Annotated in this window: 18 protein-coding genes; 11 read left to right on the forward strand and 7 right to left on the reverse strand. The window is 54.8% G+C overall.

Features of this window, described 5'->3' with window-relative positions; translation table 11 throughout:
- Positions 1-89: 89 nt before the first annotated feature.
- Together AC2FH6_RS19775 and lepA are read left to right on the forward strand one after the other, a co-directional pair.
- On the forward strand, positions 90-1,103 hold the full coding sequence (locus AC2FH6_RS19775; protein ID WP_496704025.1) for a hypothetical protein: 1,014 nt from the start codon (positions 90-92) through the stop codon (positions 1,101-1,103).
- Positions 1,104-1,246: 143 nt separating this feature from the next.
- Positions 1,247-3,046, forward strand: coding sequence for a translation elongation factor 4 (gene lepA / locus AC2FH6_RS19780; RefSeq protein WP_142638105.1), 1,800 nt, complete (start codon positions 1,247-1,249; stop codon positions 3,044-3,046).
- Between the two features lie 241 nt (positions 3,047-3,287).
- On the opposite strand, the gene AC2FH6_RS19785 is transcribed toward lepA, so the two are convergent.
- Positions 3,288-3,857 carry a hypothetical protein gene (locus AC2FH6_RS19785; RefSeq protein ID WP_496704026.1) on the reverse strand — a complete coding sequence of 190 codons (570 nt, stop codon included), beginning with the start codon at positions 3,855-3,857 and terminating at the stop codon, positions 3,288-3,290.
- 624 nt (positions 3,858-4,481) lie between these two features.
- On the opposite strand from AC2FH6_RS19785, the gene AC2FH6_RS19790 reads away from it, so the two are divergent.
- Complete coding sequence (locus AC2FH6_RS19790; protein WP_142638109.1) at positions 4,482-4,661, forward strand: CTP synthetase; 180 nt, start codon at positions 4,482-4,484, stop codon at positions 4,659-4,661.
- A gap of 90 nt (positions 4,662-4,751) precedes the next feature.
- Positions 4,752-5,072, forward strand: a complete 321-nt coding sequence (locus tag AC2FH6_RS19795) for a hypothetical protein (protein ID WP_142638110.1) — start codon at positions 4,752-4,754, stop codon at positions 5,070-5,072.
- Between the two features lie 1,294 nt (positions 5,073-6,366).
- Here AC2FH6_RS19795 and AC2FH6_RS19800 read toward each other — a convergent pair.
- The 4 genes from AC2FH6_RS19800 to AC2FH6_RS19815 all read right to left on the reverse strand — a co-directional run bounded on the left by AC2FH6_RS19800 (position 6,367) and on the right by AC2FH6_RS19815 (position 8,600).
- A complete protein-coding gene (locus AC2FH6_RS19800; protein WP_142638111.1) occupies positions 6,367-6,504 on the reverse strand; it encodes an entericidin A/B family lipoprotein in 138 nt (45 codons plus the stop codon).
- 76 nt (positions 6,505-6,580) lie between these two features.
- Positions 6,581-7,375: a metal ABC transporter permease gene (locus AC2FH6_RS19805; RefSeq protein WP_496704027.1), complete on the reverse strand. Its 795-nt coding sequence runs from the start codon at positions 7,373-7,375 to the stop codon at positions 6,581-6,583.
- Complete coding sequence (locus AC2FH6_RS19810; RefSeq protein WP_496704028.1) at positions 7,369-8,124, reverse strand: metal ABC transporter ATP-binding protein; 756 nt, start codon at positions 8,122-8,124, stop codon at positions 7,369-7,371. Before AC2FH6_RS19810 ends, AC2FH6_RS19805 begins: the two co-directional genes overlap by 7 nt.
- Positions 8,121-8,600, reverse strand: coding sequence for a Fur family transcriptional regulator (locus tag AC2FH6_RS19815; RefSeq protein ID WP_142638114.1), 480 nt, complete (start codon positions 8,598-8,600; stop codon positions 8,121-8,123). Before AC2FH6_RS19815 ends, AC2FH6_RS19810 begins: the two co-directional genes overlap by 4 nt.
- Positions 8,601-8,693: 93 nt before the next feature.
- On the opposite strand from AC2FH6_RS19815, the gene AC2FH6_RS19820 reads away from it, so the two are divergent.
- Positions 8,694-9,677 (forward strand): zinc ABC transporter substrate-binding protein, encoded by a 984-nt coding sequence (locus AC2FH6_RS19820; protein ID WP_496704029.1) that lies wholly within the window; start codon positions 8,694-8,696, stop codon positions 9,675-9,677.
- 23 nt (positions 9,678-9,700) lie between these two features.
- Here AC2FH6_RS19820 and AC2FH6_RS19825 read toward each other — a convergent pair whose 3' ends face one another.
- Positions 9,701-10,036, reverse strand: a complete 336-nt coding sequence (locus AC2FH6_RS19825) for an ArsR/SmtB family transcription factor (RefSeq protein WP_142638116.1) — start codon at positions 10,034-10,036, stop codon at positions 9,701-9,703.
- A 320-nt stretch (positions 10,037-10,356) separates the two neighbouring features.
- Here AC2FH6_RS19825 and AC2FH6_RS19830 point away from each other — a divergent pair, with 320 nt between their 5' ends.
- The 6 genes from AC2FH6_RS19830 (at position 10,357) to AC2FH6_RS19855 (ending at position 14,122) form a co-directional block, all read left to right on the forward strand.
- Complete coding sequence (locus AC2FH6_RS19830; protein WP_142638117.1) at positions 10,357-10,989, forward strand: ATP-dependent Clp protease proteolytic subunit; 633 nt, start codon at positions 10,357-10,359, stop codon at positions 10,987-10,989.
- A 132-nt stretch (positions 10,990-11,121) separates the two neighbouring features.
- On the forward strand, positions 11,122-12,387 hold the full coding sequence (gene clpX / locus AC2FH6_RS19835) for an ATP-dependent Clp protease ATP-binding subunit ClpX (protein WP_142638118.1): 1,266 nt from the start codon (positions 11,122-11,124) through the stop codon (positions 12,385-12,387).
- Positions 12,388-12,453: 66 nt separating this feature from the next.
- Entirely contained in the window at positions 12,454-12,828 is a 375-nt protein-coding gene (locus tag AC2FH6_RS19840) for a Rid family hydrolase (protein WP_142638120.1), read from the forward strand.
- Between the two features lie 79 nt (positions 12,829-12,907).
- Positions 12,908-13,291, forward strand: coding sequence for an NADH:ubiquinone oxidoreductase subunit NDUFA12 (locus AC2FH6_RS19845; RefSeq protein ID WP_271950379.1), 384 nt, complete (start codon positions 12,908-12,910; stop codon positions 13,289-13,291).
- Positions 13,292-13,304: 13 nt separating this feature from the next.
- Positions 13,305-13,757, forward strand: a complete 453-nt coding sequence (gene mlaD, locus AC2FH6_RS19850) for an outer membrane lipid asymmetry maintenance protein MlaD (protein ID WP_496703388.1) — start codon at positions 13,305-13,307, stop codon at positions 13,755-13,757.
- Positions 13,754-14,122, forward strand: a complete 369-nt coding sequence (locus tag AC2FH6_RS19855; protein WP_142638127.1) for a DUF2155 domain-containing protein — start codon at positions 13,754-13,756, stop codon at positions 14,120-14,122. The genes mlaD and AC2FH6_RS19855 overlap by 4 nt, the downstream gene beginning before the upstream one ends.
- Here the strand turns inward: AC2FH6_RS19855 and aat are convergent.
- Positions 14,077-14,709, reverse strand: a complete 633-nt coding sequence (gene aat / locus AC2FH6_RS19860) for a leucyl/phenylalanyl-tRNA--protein transferase (RefSeq protein WP_496703390.1) — start codon at positions 14,707-14,709, stop codon at positions 14,077-14,079. The two genes, AC2FH6_RS19855 and aat, sit on opposite strands and share 46 nt — an antisense overlap.
- Positions 14,710-14,735: the final 26 nt, after the last annotated feature.

The following is a 14,735-nucleotide window of genomic DNA, read 5'->3' on the forward strand; positions in this document are numbered from 1 at the left end:
AATCAAACGGTGTTGATTTGACGAGGGCACAACTACGCACTGAGGTGCGTCGGAAATGAATAAAAGCAGCTTATTCAAGGAGCAATTTTGTGGTTTCGATCAAAACGTTTTTCTTCTCGATCGCAGTCTGTTTGTCTCCGATAGCAGCTTTGTCAGATTCTGGTTCTCTGCAAGGCGAAGACGTGCCGGAATTCAACGAGGCGGTTCAAGCATGGTTGGATGGCGATGATTTGGTCGCATTGCAAAATCTGGCTGGACAGGCGCAACAAGGCAATACTGCGGCGCAAATCTTGCTGGCGAGTATAGCAAGCGGCAGCAAATACCACTCTCATGTTACTACAGATATGGAGCGCAAGGAGCGCATTGCTTTGTTGCGCAAACCCGGCGGTCTATCTGGTAAATCTTGGCTGACCGAAGCACAGAACTCAGAGGCCTTAGCCCTGGCGCTTCTTCAAGCGTCCAAGATAGGAGAGAAGGCTCCGGCAATTGCAACGCTCATAGAGTTGGGCGAGCCGCAGAGAGCAATAATTGCTGCGCAATCTATGCTGTTAAATGGTGAGGCTGAAGAACTTGTTTCTGTCTTGCAGGGTCTGGATGACAAACTTCCCGAAGAGGCTGATGTATTATTGGCATGGGCGCTTTTTCAAGCTTCACAAGGCTCAGACAGCCCATATGCAGGATCGGCTAGTGTTCCTAGAACTTTGACTGGTAATGAGCATTTCCGACTGTCTGAGTTTGCTTGGGGCCATCTCTCGCCACGCGCACTGGTCGAAGATGGCGAAGCGCGTGAAGCGGCAATTAAACACAGCGGCAATATCCGAGCTTGGACGCCGGTTCGAAATTTCTGTGAAGATCGATGCCCGGACTCTATTTCGGAATGTACTGCAACCGGCGGAAGTTACCTTACGACGCCATTGTCACCGCGCAGCCCGTTGGAAAGTGTAATTTCGAACGAAGTTTATTGGGCCAGTAAGCGTGTCACCGGCGATCTTGCTAGGTCCACTTGGGAAATCATCGTGGAGGCTGACAGTGATGCCAAGGTTCCCGACGCATGTTTCAAACGAAGTATGAAAGAACTGCAGCTAGTCGAAGGTCATGGGTAGGAGCGTTAGGTAAGATTTAGCAGGCCCAAGATGGAGCATACTGATGTATTTGCGCCTTAGCTGTTCTCTGTTTCAAATTTGATCGCCGCTGTTGTTTCAGCAGCCATTGACCAAACCTTAAAATCTATACATATCCCCAATCCATGACAGACCTCGCTCATATCCGCAATTTCTCCATCGTCGCGCATATCGACCATGGCAAATCCACCCTTGCTGACCGGCTCATCCAAGAGACCGGTACGGTCAAGGATCGTGACATGAAGGAACAGCTGCTCGACAGCATGGATATCGAGCGCGAGCGCGGCATCACCATCAAGGCCAACACGGTCCGCATCGACTATACCGCTGACAATGGCGAGCAATACGTGCTGAACCTGATCGACACCCCCGGCCACGTGGACTTTGCCTATGAGGTCAGCCGGTCGATGCGCGCGGTCGAAGGCTCTCTGCTGGTTGTGGACTCGACCCAGGGGGTCGAGGCGCAGACGCTGGCGAACGTGTATCAAGCCATCGACGCTGACCACGACATCGTGCCGGTGCTGAACAAGATCGACCTGCCTGCGTCCGATTGTGACCGCGTGGCCGAACAGATCGAGGATGTGATCGGCATCGACGCGTCCGAGGCGATTCAGGTCAGCGCCAAGACCGGGCAGGGCATCCATGAGACGTTGGAGGCCATTGTCACCCATCTGCCGGCCCCCAAGGGTAATCTGGATGCACCGCTCAAGGCGATGCTGGTCGATAGCTGGTACGACGCCTATCTCGGCGTCATCGTTCTGGTCCGCATCATGGACGGCACCCTGAAAAAGGGCATGCGCGTCAAGTTCATGTCGAACAACACCCTGCACCATGTCGACCGCGTCGGCGTCTTCCGGCCTGAGATGGAGATGGTCGACAGCCTCGGTCCCGGCGAAATTGGCTTTCTCACCGCCTCGATCAAACAGGTCCGCGACACCCGCGTTGGTGACACGATCACCAATGACCGCAATGGCGCAGAAATCGCGCTGGACGGCTTTAAACCCGCGCAACCGGTGGTGTTCTGTGGCCTCTTCCCCGTCGACAGTTCCGAATTCGAAGACCTGCGCGACGCGATCGACAAACTGGCGCTGAATGACGCCAGCTTCAGCTTTGAAATGGAAACCTCGGCCGCCCTTGGCTTTGGCTTCCGCTGCGGCTTCCTTGGCCTGCTGCACCTTGAGGTCATTCGCGACCGGATTGAGCGCGAATATGATATCGAGCTGATCACCACCGCGCCCTCGGTGATCTATCACGTCTTCATGAAAGACGGCGAGATGATCGAACTGCACAACCCCGCCGACATGCCCGACCCGTCAAAGGTCGACCATATCGAGGAACCACGCATCAAGGCGACCATCCTTGTGCCGGACGAATTCCTGGGCGACGTGCTGAAACTGTGTCAGGACCGCCGCGGCATCCAGATGGACCTGACCTATGCGGGCAGCCGCGCCATGGTCGTCTATGACCTGCCACTGAATGAGGTCGTCTTTGACTTCTACGACCGCCTGAAATCGGTGACCAAGGGCTATGCCTCGTTTGACTATCAGATGACCGGCTATACCGAGGACGCGCTGGTCAAGATGTCGGTGCTGGTGAATGACGAGCCGGTCGATGCGCTGTCGACCATGGTTCACCGTGACCGGGCCGAGATGCGGGGCCGGGCGATGTGCGAAAAGCTCAAGGACCTGATCCCGCGCCACATGTTCAAAATCCCGATCCAGGCCGCCATCGGAGGCAAGGTCATCGCCCGCGAGACCCTCTCGGCCCTGCGCAAGGACGTGACCGCGAAGTGCTACGGAGGCGACGCCACGCGGAAACGCAAACTGCTGGACAAGCAGAAGGCGGGTAAGAAAAAGATGCGTCAGTTCGGGAAGGTTGATATACCTCAGGAGGCGTTTATTAGCGCGTTGAAGATGGACAGCTAATGGTTCGCCTGAACCTGCGGGTTTGACGGTTATGTGGAATGACGCGAATGTAAAATTTGGATTGACCAGCGCAGTGCTGCTGTTGATTTTGGCTCAGCGCTGGCATTCGGGGAATCTGCACGCTGTGATCGATCCAGTTCTTTTGGCGATTGGTGTCGGAGTCAGCTATTGGTACTATTTTGTGCTACGCGGCAAGTGACTGCGTCCCCACAGTGTGAGGCAGGGAGAGCAGGCGAGTTTCCTAAGAAGGGTGTTCAACTATCGGCACGATCACTCGATGTATTCTTATCGGCAAATCTTCTCGGATTCGGCCAATCATTCCAAGGACAATGTGGTAGATTCGATCTGCGTCTTGGAGCACCTCGTCGATGTTCTCTTGCGTCACGGCACTAGTAGCACGCTTGAAGTTAGGTTCCTTTCTAGGACCAGTGTTCATCACATAGTCGACACGTAGGAATCCGTTTGGCGACCCGAAAAAAGCGCCATGTGCAGCCATATGCCGGTTTTGAATAAACTTTGCTATCCAATCTGACAAGGCTGACAAGTCTTCATCGAAACCGAAGTTTCTCGCGGGCTCACTAGACTTTTTAAGTTCTTTGATGAGTTTTGTAGTAGAGAGTTTTCTCACTTGGCAGTACCGATCAAACCAGTCATTGTCCTCTGGCTTCAACCCATTAAGGCAAACGATTAGCGCGCTTGCCAAAAATTCGATATGAGCACAGGTTTGTAGATAAAGCCCCAAATCATATGCGAACTCTTTTGGAAGTAATCCTTCCATAGCCGTGCCTCTTTCAGGAAAATGATCGTTCATACATTTGCTCGAACTGTTGCTGTGTCAAAAACTGGTTGGTTGTGAAAAGATTAGCTGCCGTAAGAACTTGCTGTAACCCGTATATTTTATCTCGCATTCTAATCAACCCACCCGCCCGGCGGCACCGCCGGACCTCGCCGACCCGCCCCCATGTGGCGGCGCGGCCCTCAGTTTTTTGATCGACCGTTGCAATTTACATTGTGGTAACCGAACCTATAGCGAAGATGTTTAGGTACGATCCAAAAATTGAGTTCATTGTCGCTTGCCTGCTACTGGTTGCAATCGTTGCATACCGGTGGGCGCACTACGAACCTTGGTACATCGCAGATAGTATCTGTGCTCTTGTCGGGTTTGGGGCTTGCTATTTTCATTACCGGCGGAAACGCAGAGAGTAGATTAAATACAAGACTTTCGCTTCACAGGATAAAGTTTGGTGGGTTGAAAATCGTTCATCCAACGAGACCAACCCCACAGCTTCGACCGCGCCCTCATTCTTTGTTTGACCTAACTGCCCTGGGTTCAATGAAGAATTCCAAGGCGGACCTCACTCTGACCCAGATCAAAGACCGCGTGTGCGCTCAATCCTAGGATCCGCGGAAGTTGAATCCCTGATATGAGGCCCCCATGCTTCCCCTGATGTTGATCGTACATATCTTCCTTGGCTCCACCTTTGCCGGGTCCGCTGTCATTGCGGTTCTGTCGATGGGGTATACGACGCTATACCCTATCCTGATCGCTGCCGGAGCTGGCTTTATTGCGGCGTTTCCGGTTTCGTATCTGGTGACCCGAAAGATCGCGGGATAAGGCCTGTTCGACCCATTGTGACCAACCTCACAGCCGCATCCCGGCTGGCCTGCTAGAGTTTACCCTGCGGTACCCTAGCAGGAGGCGCAGATGTCCACATCCATGATCCCCTTCATTGCCCTCGGGTCAGCGGGTCTCTATTCCGTTGCCATGGTCGCGATGAAGTTCTGGTGGAAAATCCCCGGCTTGGGGCTTGGCCTGCTGATCGTCGCGACCCTGCTGGCCGGGGCCACGCTGGAACTCGCCGCCCTGCGCGACGAACGGTTGGGCATCATTTATACCGGCATTCTGGGGGCCGAGGTCGTTCTGATCGCCATCGCCTCATTCTTTCTGTTTGGCGAAAACTTCTCGCATCGCGAAGTGTTTGGCATTTCCCTGGTCGTGATCGGCACCGCGCTGGCCTGGGCCTAAGCGCGACAATCTGGTTAGGCTTTTTTAAAGCCTTCATGAAGCTTCCTTTAGGTAAGTTGCAACCGGCCCTCAGCCACCCAATCTGTATAAAAGGCCAGCGAAAGGCCCAGTGCAGGAGGTGAGCCAGTGACAGCAAATTCAACTATCGAAGCGGTAAATGCCCCTTCATTTAGGTTGGCTGCGTGGGCTGGCGCAAGATCCTTGGGCTGTATGTAATCTTGAATTTGCGTAGCCTGCGCGATCGAACGAGTTCCGGGCTCGTCTCTGGTCTCCAGGTGAACTGAAGCGTCTCTGGTCCGGTTGGAATTTAGGGGGTACTGGCTGCGAATTGCCGCAGCGCTTAGTAGGTAACTCAACCGGGTCGGAGCGCTTCTCAAATTCAGAACAGGCTTTCAGCGCAAAATGCGGGCAGGTGGCCCTGATTGGTCAGAAAATGCCTCGGTCCTCGGAGGCCGTGGCCAAAGAGCGACCCGTTCACGGCGGGTTTGATTCGAAATATCAGGGATCGGATCGGCGCAATCGCTCACCAAAACCCCCAGAAGGGTCGTGCAGCCCGTTTGCGCCTGCAGAAAGAGTCCAAAACCCCGGGGCAAGCACGCAATTTCACTTGTCCAATCGCAACTCTGCGCAGGAACGTAAAATCTAGAGTTATCCACATCACTCTCCAGCGAGATATCAACAGTTTATCCCCGACTATTTTTTATGCTGCAGTGCTATTTTCTTGCCCGATTATGACCGCGATGTAACAGTCAGGTTACCGCAGAGGTTCTTAGGATCCTGGGTGGGACGCAAAGGCCAAGGGGGTCGCTGCGGTGAAGGGAAATCTTAGGATTTTGTTCTACTGCATAGACTTACCGGTGCGTGATCCGCTGATTTGGGCGTCAAGTTTGAAACAGGTGATCAAGCTCTCAGAAGGTTAATGCGTGCTGTGCGGGGCCCTCGGGCTCTGTTCAGCGGCTGTGGCCCCTTAGGGGGACAAAGCAACTGGATCGGGACGTCCCTCGGGCGTGTCGAACCGGTAAGGCGTCAGGGGTGTCCTTTGGGCACGTGCAAAGACCGCGTCTGCGCACCTGACGCCTTTTCCTTTTTCCGGGCCCCGGATTCATACAGGCAGCAATTTAATTCCCCCTAAAACGGGAACGGGGTTCTTGCGTTTAAGCAAGAACCCCGTGATCGTGTCAGAAATGCAATGCCGCGTCTATGCACCTGTGTCCGCAAGGATAGCGGGTGCGGGTGCAGAGGGCAACTATATCTTGTATGTCGCCCGATTTTAATCGCTACATTCCGAAAGGAATCAGATGTTTTCCTGAACCTCGGTGGCTGCGCCCTGAATTGCGTCACCTGCTTTTTCAATATCTTTACCGGCGCCTTTAGCGGTTTCACATGCGGCGAGTGTGCAAAGGGCCAGTCCAATAAGTGCGGCTCGGATCATAGGTCTCTCCTTTTGTATAAGTCCCGATTTTCGTAGCAGTTTTGCTAATGGTGAACCAGAGTTTTGAACCGGCAATCTATTCTTTACGAAAAAGCGGCCCGATGGCGGCGGTTACCAGAAAGATCACAGCTGCGGCGCAGACGATGCTGGGCCCGGCCGGAGTGTCGGCAAGATACGCACCGCACAGCCCGGCAAGGGCGGCAGCTGATCCGATGATGGCGGCCCCGAACGCCATATTTTCAGGTGTTTTCACCAAAGACCGCGCGCCGGCTGCCGGGATGACGAGCAGGGCGGCAATCAACAGAACCCCTACCACTTTGATTGCCACGGCAACGGCCAGCGCCATGGTCAGCGTCAACCACACCTCCTCGCGCTTTGGGTCAATGCCGGATGCATAGGCCATGTCCGGGTTCAGCGTGGCGACAAGTAGGGCTGACCAGCGCCAGATCATGACTGCCAGGATCAACGCGCCGCCACCCCAAATGGTTGCCAAATCGCCTTTGGTGACAGCCAGGATATCACCAAACAGAAAGGCATTTAAATCCAGCCGGACGTCGGACAGCAAGGCGACTGTGACTAGCCCTGCGGCCAGGGCTGTATGCGCTATTACGCCTAGTAATGTATCCATCGCCAACCCCTTGCCACGCAAAAGCGTGACGGTAAGCCCCATGGCAAGCGCTGACGCCACAATCGACGGCAGCATCGGAAGCGAAAATGCCAGAGACAGTGCCACACCCAGAACAGCCGCGTGCGCTGTGGCTTCGCCCAGATAGGCCATCCTGCGCCATACCACAAAGCACCCCAAAGGGGCCGCCGCGAGTGCAACACCAATACCCGCCAGCGCCGCACGAACCATAAAATCGTCTAACATGAGTTGGTTGTTTCCTGATCGTGGTGGTGGTCATGGTCGTGCGAATGGCTGTGTTGATGTTGGTAAAGGGCCATCATGCCCTTGGTTCCGCTGCCAAATAGGGCCCGGTATTCGGGTGCGTCCGCGACGGTATGAGGCGACCCCTCGCAGCATATATGTCCGTTCAGACATAGCACACGGTCTGAGGCCGCCATGACAACGTGCAGATCGTGACTGACCATCACGATCGCGCAACCAAGGTCGCGTCTGACCTGCTCAATGCGTTGATAAAAGGCAGCTGCACCCGGTTGATCCAGGCCTTGCGTCGCTTCATCCAAAAGCAAGACCTGAGGATCATCAAGGAGTGCGCGCGCCAGCAGAACTCGTTGAAATTGACCGCCCGAAAGTTGGGTCATTTGCCGGTTGCGCAGATCCGGGACGCCCGCTCGTTCTAGTGCATCCAGCGCTTTGCGGGCCGAGATCCGTTTGGGTAAGCCCAGGAAACGTTGCACGGTCATCGGTAAAGCGGCGTCCAAAGCCAGTTTTTGCGGGACATAACCGATGCGCAGGCCGGGTGCGCGGCTTACCTGGCCTTCTGATGGGGTAATGGCCCCAATGATCGCCCGTAAAAGAGTCGACTTACCAGATCCGTTGGGCCCCACAATGGTTACGATCTCTGCTTCGGAAACTGCCGCATTCACATGTTCAAGGATCGTGCGGCCGTCGATCCGAATGGACATGTTTTTCAATGAAATAAGGGGGGTATTCATGCCGCCGACCCTACGCATTCGGGACATAGGCCCTCGGCCTCGACCACTACTCGTTCGATTTGAAACCCCGAGGTGTTCGCCGCAGCGCCCAATCGACCCTGTGTCAGCTCGGTTTCCGTTTCAGCCACTGCTTTGCAGGACCTGCAGATCAGAAACGCGGGGACATGGTCATGGGTCGGGTGGGCGCAGGCTGTATAGGCATTCAGTTGCTCGATACGATGCACGAACCCGTTTTGCACAAGGAAATCCAGTGCACGATACGCGACCGGAGGTTGCGACCCGAGCCCTTCTGCAGCTAGCACAGCCAGGATATCATATGCGCCCATTGCCCGGTGCTTTTCCAACAGGATCTCAAGAACACGGCGTCGGACAGTGGTGAACTGCAGGCGCTTTGTTCTGCACTTGTTTTCGGCCTGAGACAGCGCAGTGTGAACGCAGTGGGCGTGATCGTGTTGTCTGAATCCAACGGTGCTCATGACGGGGCTCCAATGATTTTGAACTTGATATGTAATAACGTCCGGATTAACAAGCGCTCAACGAATGTAATAACATATCAATTTGGAGGGAAAATGTTCCGATCTACACTATATGTGTGCTCACTTGCGTTTGCGGGCCAGGCAATCGCCGAGGCGCCAAGCGTGGCCGTCGATATTGCGCCTGTCCATTCGCTGGTCGCCCGGGTGATGGACGGCGTGGGTGAGCCCAGCTTGATCATTCCACCCGGCGCGTCTCCGCATGATCACGCGATGCGGCCTTCTGAGGCGCGGTCTTTGCAGTCCGCCGAGATCGTATTCTGGACTGGAGAAGAGCTGACCCCTTGGCTGGCTAAACCCTTGGGTGCGCTGTCGCCGGATGCACTGCATGTCTCTTTGTTGGATGCCGATGGAACGATACTCTATGATTTTCGCGATGCGACCGATGGTGCGGATCATGATGACCATGCAGATCACGACGACCATGCGGACCACGCAGATCATGACGACCATGCGGACCACGCAGATCATGACGACGAACATGACCATGATCACAAAGGGATCGATCCTCATGCCTGGCTGGATCCCGAGAATGCGCGTATCTGGGTTCAAGTGATTGCTGCAACACTCTCACAGGCGGACCCCTCAAACGCCGAAACTTATCAGCAGAACGCTGCAACCGCAGATCGGGAACTGGTTGAGCTGAAAGAAAAAATTATGACAGATCTGACAGATATGCAGACGCTGTCATTCATAACGTTTCATGATGCCTATCAGTATTTCGAAAAGCGATTTGGGCTGGAGTCATCCGGCGCAGTCAGTCTTGGCGATGCGTCCTCTCCCGGGCCGGCGCGATTGGCGGCTTTGCGTGAAAAGGTTGAGCATGAAGGAATTGTTTGTGCCTTTTCTGAGCCGCAATTTGACACAAGGCTGGTACGGACAGCGATCGAAGGAACCGGGGCCACGATCTTTGAATTGGACCCCGTAGGCGTGAGTTTTGACACGGGAATTTCGCACTATGACAGTTTGCTAATGGCCATGTCCGCCGGCTATCAAGACTGTTCCAAAAGTAAGTCGTAAGTAGCCGGGATAGCGGATTGCTCTTATTCTTCGTTGCAAAAGAGTTCGTAGACAACCTCTAACATCCGGCGTGGCCGTTCATCGGCAAGTCTATAAAAGATCGCCTTGCCTTCGCGGCGAGGCGTCACCAACCCTTCAAGTCGCAACCGCGACAGTTGTTGCGAAACAGCGGCTTGCCGCGCCGAAAGCAGCTCTTCCAGTTCTGTTACTGACTTTTCTCCCGATACCAGGTGGCACAGGATCATGAGACGCCCTTCGTGGCTGATGGCCTTGAGGAAATTTGCAGCATGCGTTGCATTTTCAACCATTTTGTCGAAATTTTCCGGAGATGTTTCCTGAGAAAGTTGTGGAAGGGCCATCCTCTGTTTCCTTACCAGCCCACACTTTGGGCGCCTGTTTGTGTTGCTGCCTGGAGAAGGTCGCAAGTCAGCTAGTTATGAACATTTACTCTCATATGCATGAATCAAAATGAGGTGAGGGGAAAAGGGGAACTTGTGAGAGTTCGACGCAGATTTCGACTTTGAAGAGCGTATCGCTTTAGTCACCGCTGAATATCTATTTGCATTTGCAGGGCATGAAGTTTCCTGCACCCCTTGCAGCCCCACTGTGGCGATACTAAGACTCAGGTAACAGATTTTCGGGTAGTGTCCCGATCCATAGCAAAGCAGGCAGGTTTCTTATGTTCGATCCCGTTGACACATACATGAACACGCTTGTCCCAATGGTCGTTGAGCAGACCAGCAGGGGTGAGCGCGCATATGATATCTTCTCGCGCCTTCTGAAAGAGCGGATCATCTTTATCAACGGCCCGATCCACGACGGGATGAGCCATCTTGTGGTTGCTCAGCTGCTGCACCTTGAGGCGGAAAACCCGAACAAGGAAATCTCGATCTACATCAACTCGCCGGGTGGCGTAGTCACCAGCGGTTTGTCGATTTACGACACAATGCAGTATATCAAGCCGAAATGTTCCACATTGGTGATCGGTCAAGCGGCCTCGATGGGGTCGGTTCTGCTGGCCGGTGGTGAGAAGGGCATGCGCTTTTCCCTGCCGAACAGCCGCATCATGGTGCACCAGCCCAGTGGCGGATATCAGGGGCAGGCAAGCGATATCATGATCCACGCAGCTGAGACGCAAAAGCTGAAGGATCGCCTGTATGATATCTATGTACGCCATACTGGACAGACCAAAAAGGCCGTTGAAAAGGCGCTGGACCGTGACAACTTCATGAGCCCGGAAGAGGCTAAGGAATGGGGTCACATCGACGAGATCGTTGAAAACCGCGCCAAGATGAGCGGCGAAGAGGGCTAAGCCCAGACCCCTCGTGTCGCCGATACGGGGGGTATTTTGAGATTGTAGCCGCCACAGTGCTGGCCTAAGCTGCACGAACAGGCGCAAGCGCGGCCCCGCAAGGGGCATAGGATGGAGCCCGAAAGGTAGATCATGGCGACGAATTCAGGCGGTGACGGCAAAAACACGCTCTACTGCAGCTTCTGTGGCAAAAGCCAGCATGAGGTGCGTAAGCTGATTGCAGGTCCGACCGTGTTCATCTGTGATGAATGCGTCGAGCTGTGTATGGACATCATCCGCGAAGAGACGAAAGCCAACGGGCTGAAATCTTCTGACGGAGTGCCGACGCCGAAAGACATCTGCGAAGTTCTGGACGATTATGTGATCGGTCAGGCTACGGCCAAGCGGGTTCTGTCAGTGGCGGTTCACAACCACTATAAACGATTGAATCACGCTCAGAAGGCCGGCAGCGATATCGAGCTGGCCAAATCCAACATCCTGTTGATCGGCCCGACAGGCTGCGGCAAGACGTTGTTGGCGCAAACTCTGGCGCGCATTCTGGATGTGCCCTTTACCATGGCCGATGCGACCACGCTGACCGAAGCCGGTTATGTGGGAGAGGATGTGGAAAATATCATCCTCAAGCTGTTGCAGGCCAGCGAATACAATGTCGAACGCGCGCAGCGCGGCATCGTTTACATCGATGAGGTCGACAAGATCACGCGCAAATCCGAGAATCCCTCGATCACGCGCGACGTGTCGGGCGAGGGCGTGCAGCAGGCGCTGCTGAAGCTGATGGAAGGCACCGTCGCCAGTGTTCCGCCGCAAGGTGGACGCAAGCATCCGCAGCAGGAATTCCTGCAAGTGGACACGACGAATATCCTGTTCATCTGCGGTGGTGCCTTTGCGGGTCTGGATAGAATTATCGCACAGCGCGGCAAAGGCTCGGCCATGGGCTTTGGTGCCGATGTGCGGGACAATGATGACCGCGGCGTCGGTGAGATTTTCAAAGAGCTGGAGCCTGAAGACCTGCTGAAATTCGGTCTGATCCCGGAATTTGTCGGACGTCTGCCAGTTCTGGCCACGCTTGAGGATCTCGACGAGGATGCGCTGGTCACCATTCTGACAAAACCCAAGAACGCGCTGGTCAAACAGTATCAGCGTCTGTTCGAACTGGAAGATGCCGAGCTGGGCTTTACCGACGATGCGCTCAAGGCTATCGCCAAACGCGCCATTGAACGGAAGACAGGTGCACGCGGGCTGCGCTCGATCCTTGAAGACATCCTTCTGGACACGATGTTCGAATTACCTGGCATGAAGAACGTGACCGAAGTTGTCGTTAATGAAGAGGCTGTTTCTTCGGACAAGCAGCCGCTGATCATCTATGCGGATGCGGCGGAATCAGCTTCGGCCGGGTAATCACTGAATTTGAATTGCAACAGATGGCGCGGTGATCCCGCGCCATTTTGTGTTTGGGAGGGCAGGATGACGATAAGGCGAATTTCCTCGGGCGGTCAATATGAGGCCAAAGTCGGCTATTGCCGGGCAGTGGTTGCAAACGGTTTTGTCTTTGTTGCCGGAACCTGCGCACAAGGCGAAATCATTCCCAAAGATATCGTCGGACAGTGCAAATCCGCGCTGCAGGCGATTGAAAAGGCCTTGGATGAGGCTGGATCAAATTTGGCGCATGTGGTTCGGGTAAACTACTACCTTCCGGACATGTCGGAATTTGAACTGTGCTGGCCCTTGCTGGTTGAGGCATTTGGTGAAAACCCGCCGGCGGCGACAGTGACCGAATGCAACCTGATCACGCCAGAGGACCGCATCGAGATTGAAGTGACCGCAGTTTTGCCGGATTGATGCGCAACGTTACCCTAGCACTGGACCTTGGCGGACCTTTGGTCCATATCTGCAGAGACAAAAATGCCGGAGGCAGCCGATGGGAATCCTGAACAGTCTTTTGCGCGCCGTGACCTGGTGGAACGGGGCCACCCTGAACACCCAGATTTACACCGCGCGCAAAGGCGTGAAAGTCGGTGAAGATAATGAAGGCAATATGTTTTATCGTACCGCGGATGACAGCAGGCGTTGGGTGATCTTCAACGGTGAGGCCGAGGCCAGCAGGGTTGATCCCGATTGGCACGGTTGGTTGCACCGCACCTGGGACGAACCGCCAACCGATAAACCTCTGGCACATAAATCCTGGGAAAAACCGCATCAGGAAAACCTGACAGGAACCGCGCTTGCTTATGCACCGGCGGGGTCTTTGCGCCGCCCGGATCCGGTCGAGCGTTCGGATTATGAGGCCTGGAACCCGGAATAAGACGAGGCGAGCAATGTCATCTTACAAAGTTTCAGAAGTTTTGGTCGGAGGCGCCGTCCTGGCCGGGGCAATAGCGTTTGGCGTCTATGCGAGCCAGTCGACAGGCCTGTCCCAGGGCGGTTCTGGTTATGAGCTTAACGCCTCTTTCCGCTCGCTCGAAGGCGTCGGCGTCGGAACGGACGTGCGGCTTGCCGGGGTCAAAATCGGCACCGTGACAGGAGTGGCCCTGAACCCGGAAACCTACCGGGCGGACACGACTTTTGCGATTTCTGATGGAATTTTAGTCCCCGATGACAGTGCTATCGTGATCTCATCCGAAGGGTTGCTGGGTGGTAACTTTGTAGAAGTCATGCCAGGCGGATCGCTCTTTAACTTTGAACCGGGCGATCAGGTCGAGGATACACAGGGCGCAGTCAGCCTGATTTCGCTTTTGGTTAAGTTCGTCGCCGGAGATGGCGGCGAATGAAGCGATATGCTCTGATCGCGGCAATACTGGCAGCCTCTGGGGTAGCGGCACAGCAAAAGGTTCAATCTGGACCGGGTGCAATGCTCAGAGGGCTGGATAAGGTCAATGGCCAGACCGTTGATGTCGAACTGCAAAACGGCCAATCCAAGACAGTCTTTGGGCTGGATGTCGCGCTGGGTGATTGCCGCTATCCTGCAGATAACCCAACAGGGGACGCGTTTGCCTACCTGACCATTTGGGAACAAGGCGGAACGGATCAGCTGTTTGACGGGTGGATGATTGCCACATCGCCAGCCCTGAATGCGCTTGATCATTCGCGCTATGACGTCTGGGTGATCCGCTGTATCACGCCATCCGGCGATTGATCGAGATCAGCAGAGAAATCTGCTGCAATAGTCACTGCCTCTTCCAGCGCGTTCCGATACTGTGCCCGCGGCACCTCGATCGCGCCGAGCGAGGCGAGATGCGCGGTTAAAAACTGTGTATCGAACAGTTTGAACCCGCAGGACCGCAACCGGTCGACCAGATAAGCCAGTGCAATTTTTGAGGCATCCTTGCGTCGGGAAAACATGCTTTCACCAAAGAAGGCAGCGCCAAGAGTAACGCCATAAACGCCCCCAACCAAATTCGGGCCGTCCCAGATTTCCAGTGAATGGGCGTGACCGGATTGGTTCAGCTTTTGGTAAAGGGTGCGAAGTTCCTGATTGATCCAGGTATCCGTGCGATCAGCGCAGCCATCAACAACGCCGGCAAAATCCCTGTTGATTGACACCGTGTACCCACAGTTCCGAATCCTGCGGGCCAAGCTGCGTGAGATGTGAAATCCGTCCAGAGGGAAGATGCCGCGAAACTTAGGATCAACCCAGAACAGGTCCGGATCATCGCGATGTTCAGCCATCGGGAAGATACCGATGGAATATCCATGGAGCAGTAATTCCGGGGAAAGGCTCATGCCAGGCGCCTCAGGGTCGGAAAGCG

The sequence above is a fragment of the Ruegeria sp. CDSC045 genome (assembly GCF_059610725.1).

What these genes read in the sequence shown, in the direction of transcription:
- lepA (WP_142638105.1), top strand. Translation starts at nt 1,247, where the DNA reads ATGACAGACCTCGCTCATATCCGCAATTTCTCCATCGTCGCGCATATC.
- AC2FH6_RS19785 (WP_496704026.1), bottom strand. Translation starts at nt 3,857, where the DNA reads ATGAACGATCATTTTCCTGAAAGAGGCACGGCTATGGAAGGATTACTT.
- AC2FH6_RS19790 (WP_142638109.1), top strand. Translation starts at nt 4,482, where the DNA reads ATGCTTCCCCTGATGTTGATCGTACATATCTTCCTTGGCTCCACCTTT.
- AC2FH6_RS19795 (WP_142638110.1), top strand. Translation starts at nt 4,752, where the DNA reads ATGTCCACATCCATGATCCCCTTCATTGCCCTCGGGTCAGCGGGTCTC.
- AC2FH6_RS19800 (WP_142638111.1), bottom strand. Translation starts at nt 6,504, where the DNA reads ATGATCCGAGCCGCACTTATTGGACTGGCCCTTTGCACACTCGCCGCA.
- AC2FH6_RS19805 (WP_496704027.1), bottom strand. Translation starts at nt 7,375, where the DNA reads ATGTTAGACGATTTTATGGTTCGTGCGGCGCTGGCGGGTATTGGTGTT.
- AC2FH6_RS19810 (WP_496704028.1), bottom strand. Translation starts at nt 8,124, where the DNA reads ATGAATACCCCCCTTATTTCATTGAAAAACATGTCCATTCGGATCGAC.
- AC2FH6_RS19815 (WP_142638114.1), bottom strand. Translation starts at nt 8,600, where the DNA reads ATGAGCACCGTTGGATTCAGACAACACGATCACGCCCACTGCGTTCAC.
- AC2FH6_RS19820 (WP_496704029.1), top strand. Translation starts at nt 8,694, where the DNA reads ATGTTCCGATCTACACTATATGTGTGCTCACTTGCGTTTGCGGGCCAG.
- AC2FH6_RS19825 (WP_142638116.1), bottom strand. Translation starts at nt 10,036, where the DNA reads ATGGCCCTTCCACAACTTTCTCAGGAAACATCTCCGGAAAATTTCGAC.
- AC2FH6_RS19830 (WP_142638117.1), top strand. Translation starts at nt 10,357, where the DNA reads ATGTTCGATCCCGTTGACACATACATGAACACGCTTGTCCCAATGGTC.
- clpX (WP_142638118.1), top strand. Translation starts at nt 11,122, where the DNA reads ATGGCGACGAATTCAGGCGGTGACGGCAAAAACACGCTCTACTGCAGC.
- AC2FH6_RS19840 (WP_142638120.1), top strand. Translation starts at nt 12,454, where the DNA reads ATGACGATAAGGCGAATTTCCTCGGGCGGTCAATATGAGGCCAAAGTC.
- AC2FH6_RS19845 (WP_271950379.1), top strand. Translation starts at nt 12,908, where the DNA reads ATGGGAATCCTGAACAGTCTTTTGCGCGCCGTGACCTGGTGGAACGGG.
- mlaD (WP_496703388.1), top strand. Translation starts at nt 13,305, where the DNA reads ATGTCATCTTACAAAGTTTCAGAAGTTTTGGTCGGAGGCGCCGTCCTG.
- AC2FH6_RS19855 (WP_142638127.1), top strand. Translation starts at nt 13,754, where the DNA reads ATGAAGCGATATGCTCTGATCGCGGCAATACTGGCAGCCTCTGGGGTA.
- aat (WP_496703390.1), bottom strand. Translation starts at nt 14,709, where the DNA reads ATGAGCCTTTCCCCGGAATTACTGCTCCATGGATATTCCATCGGTATC.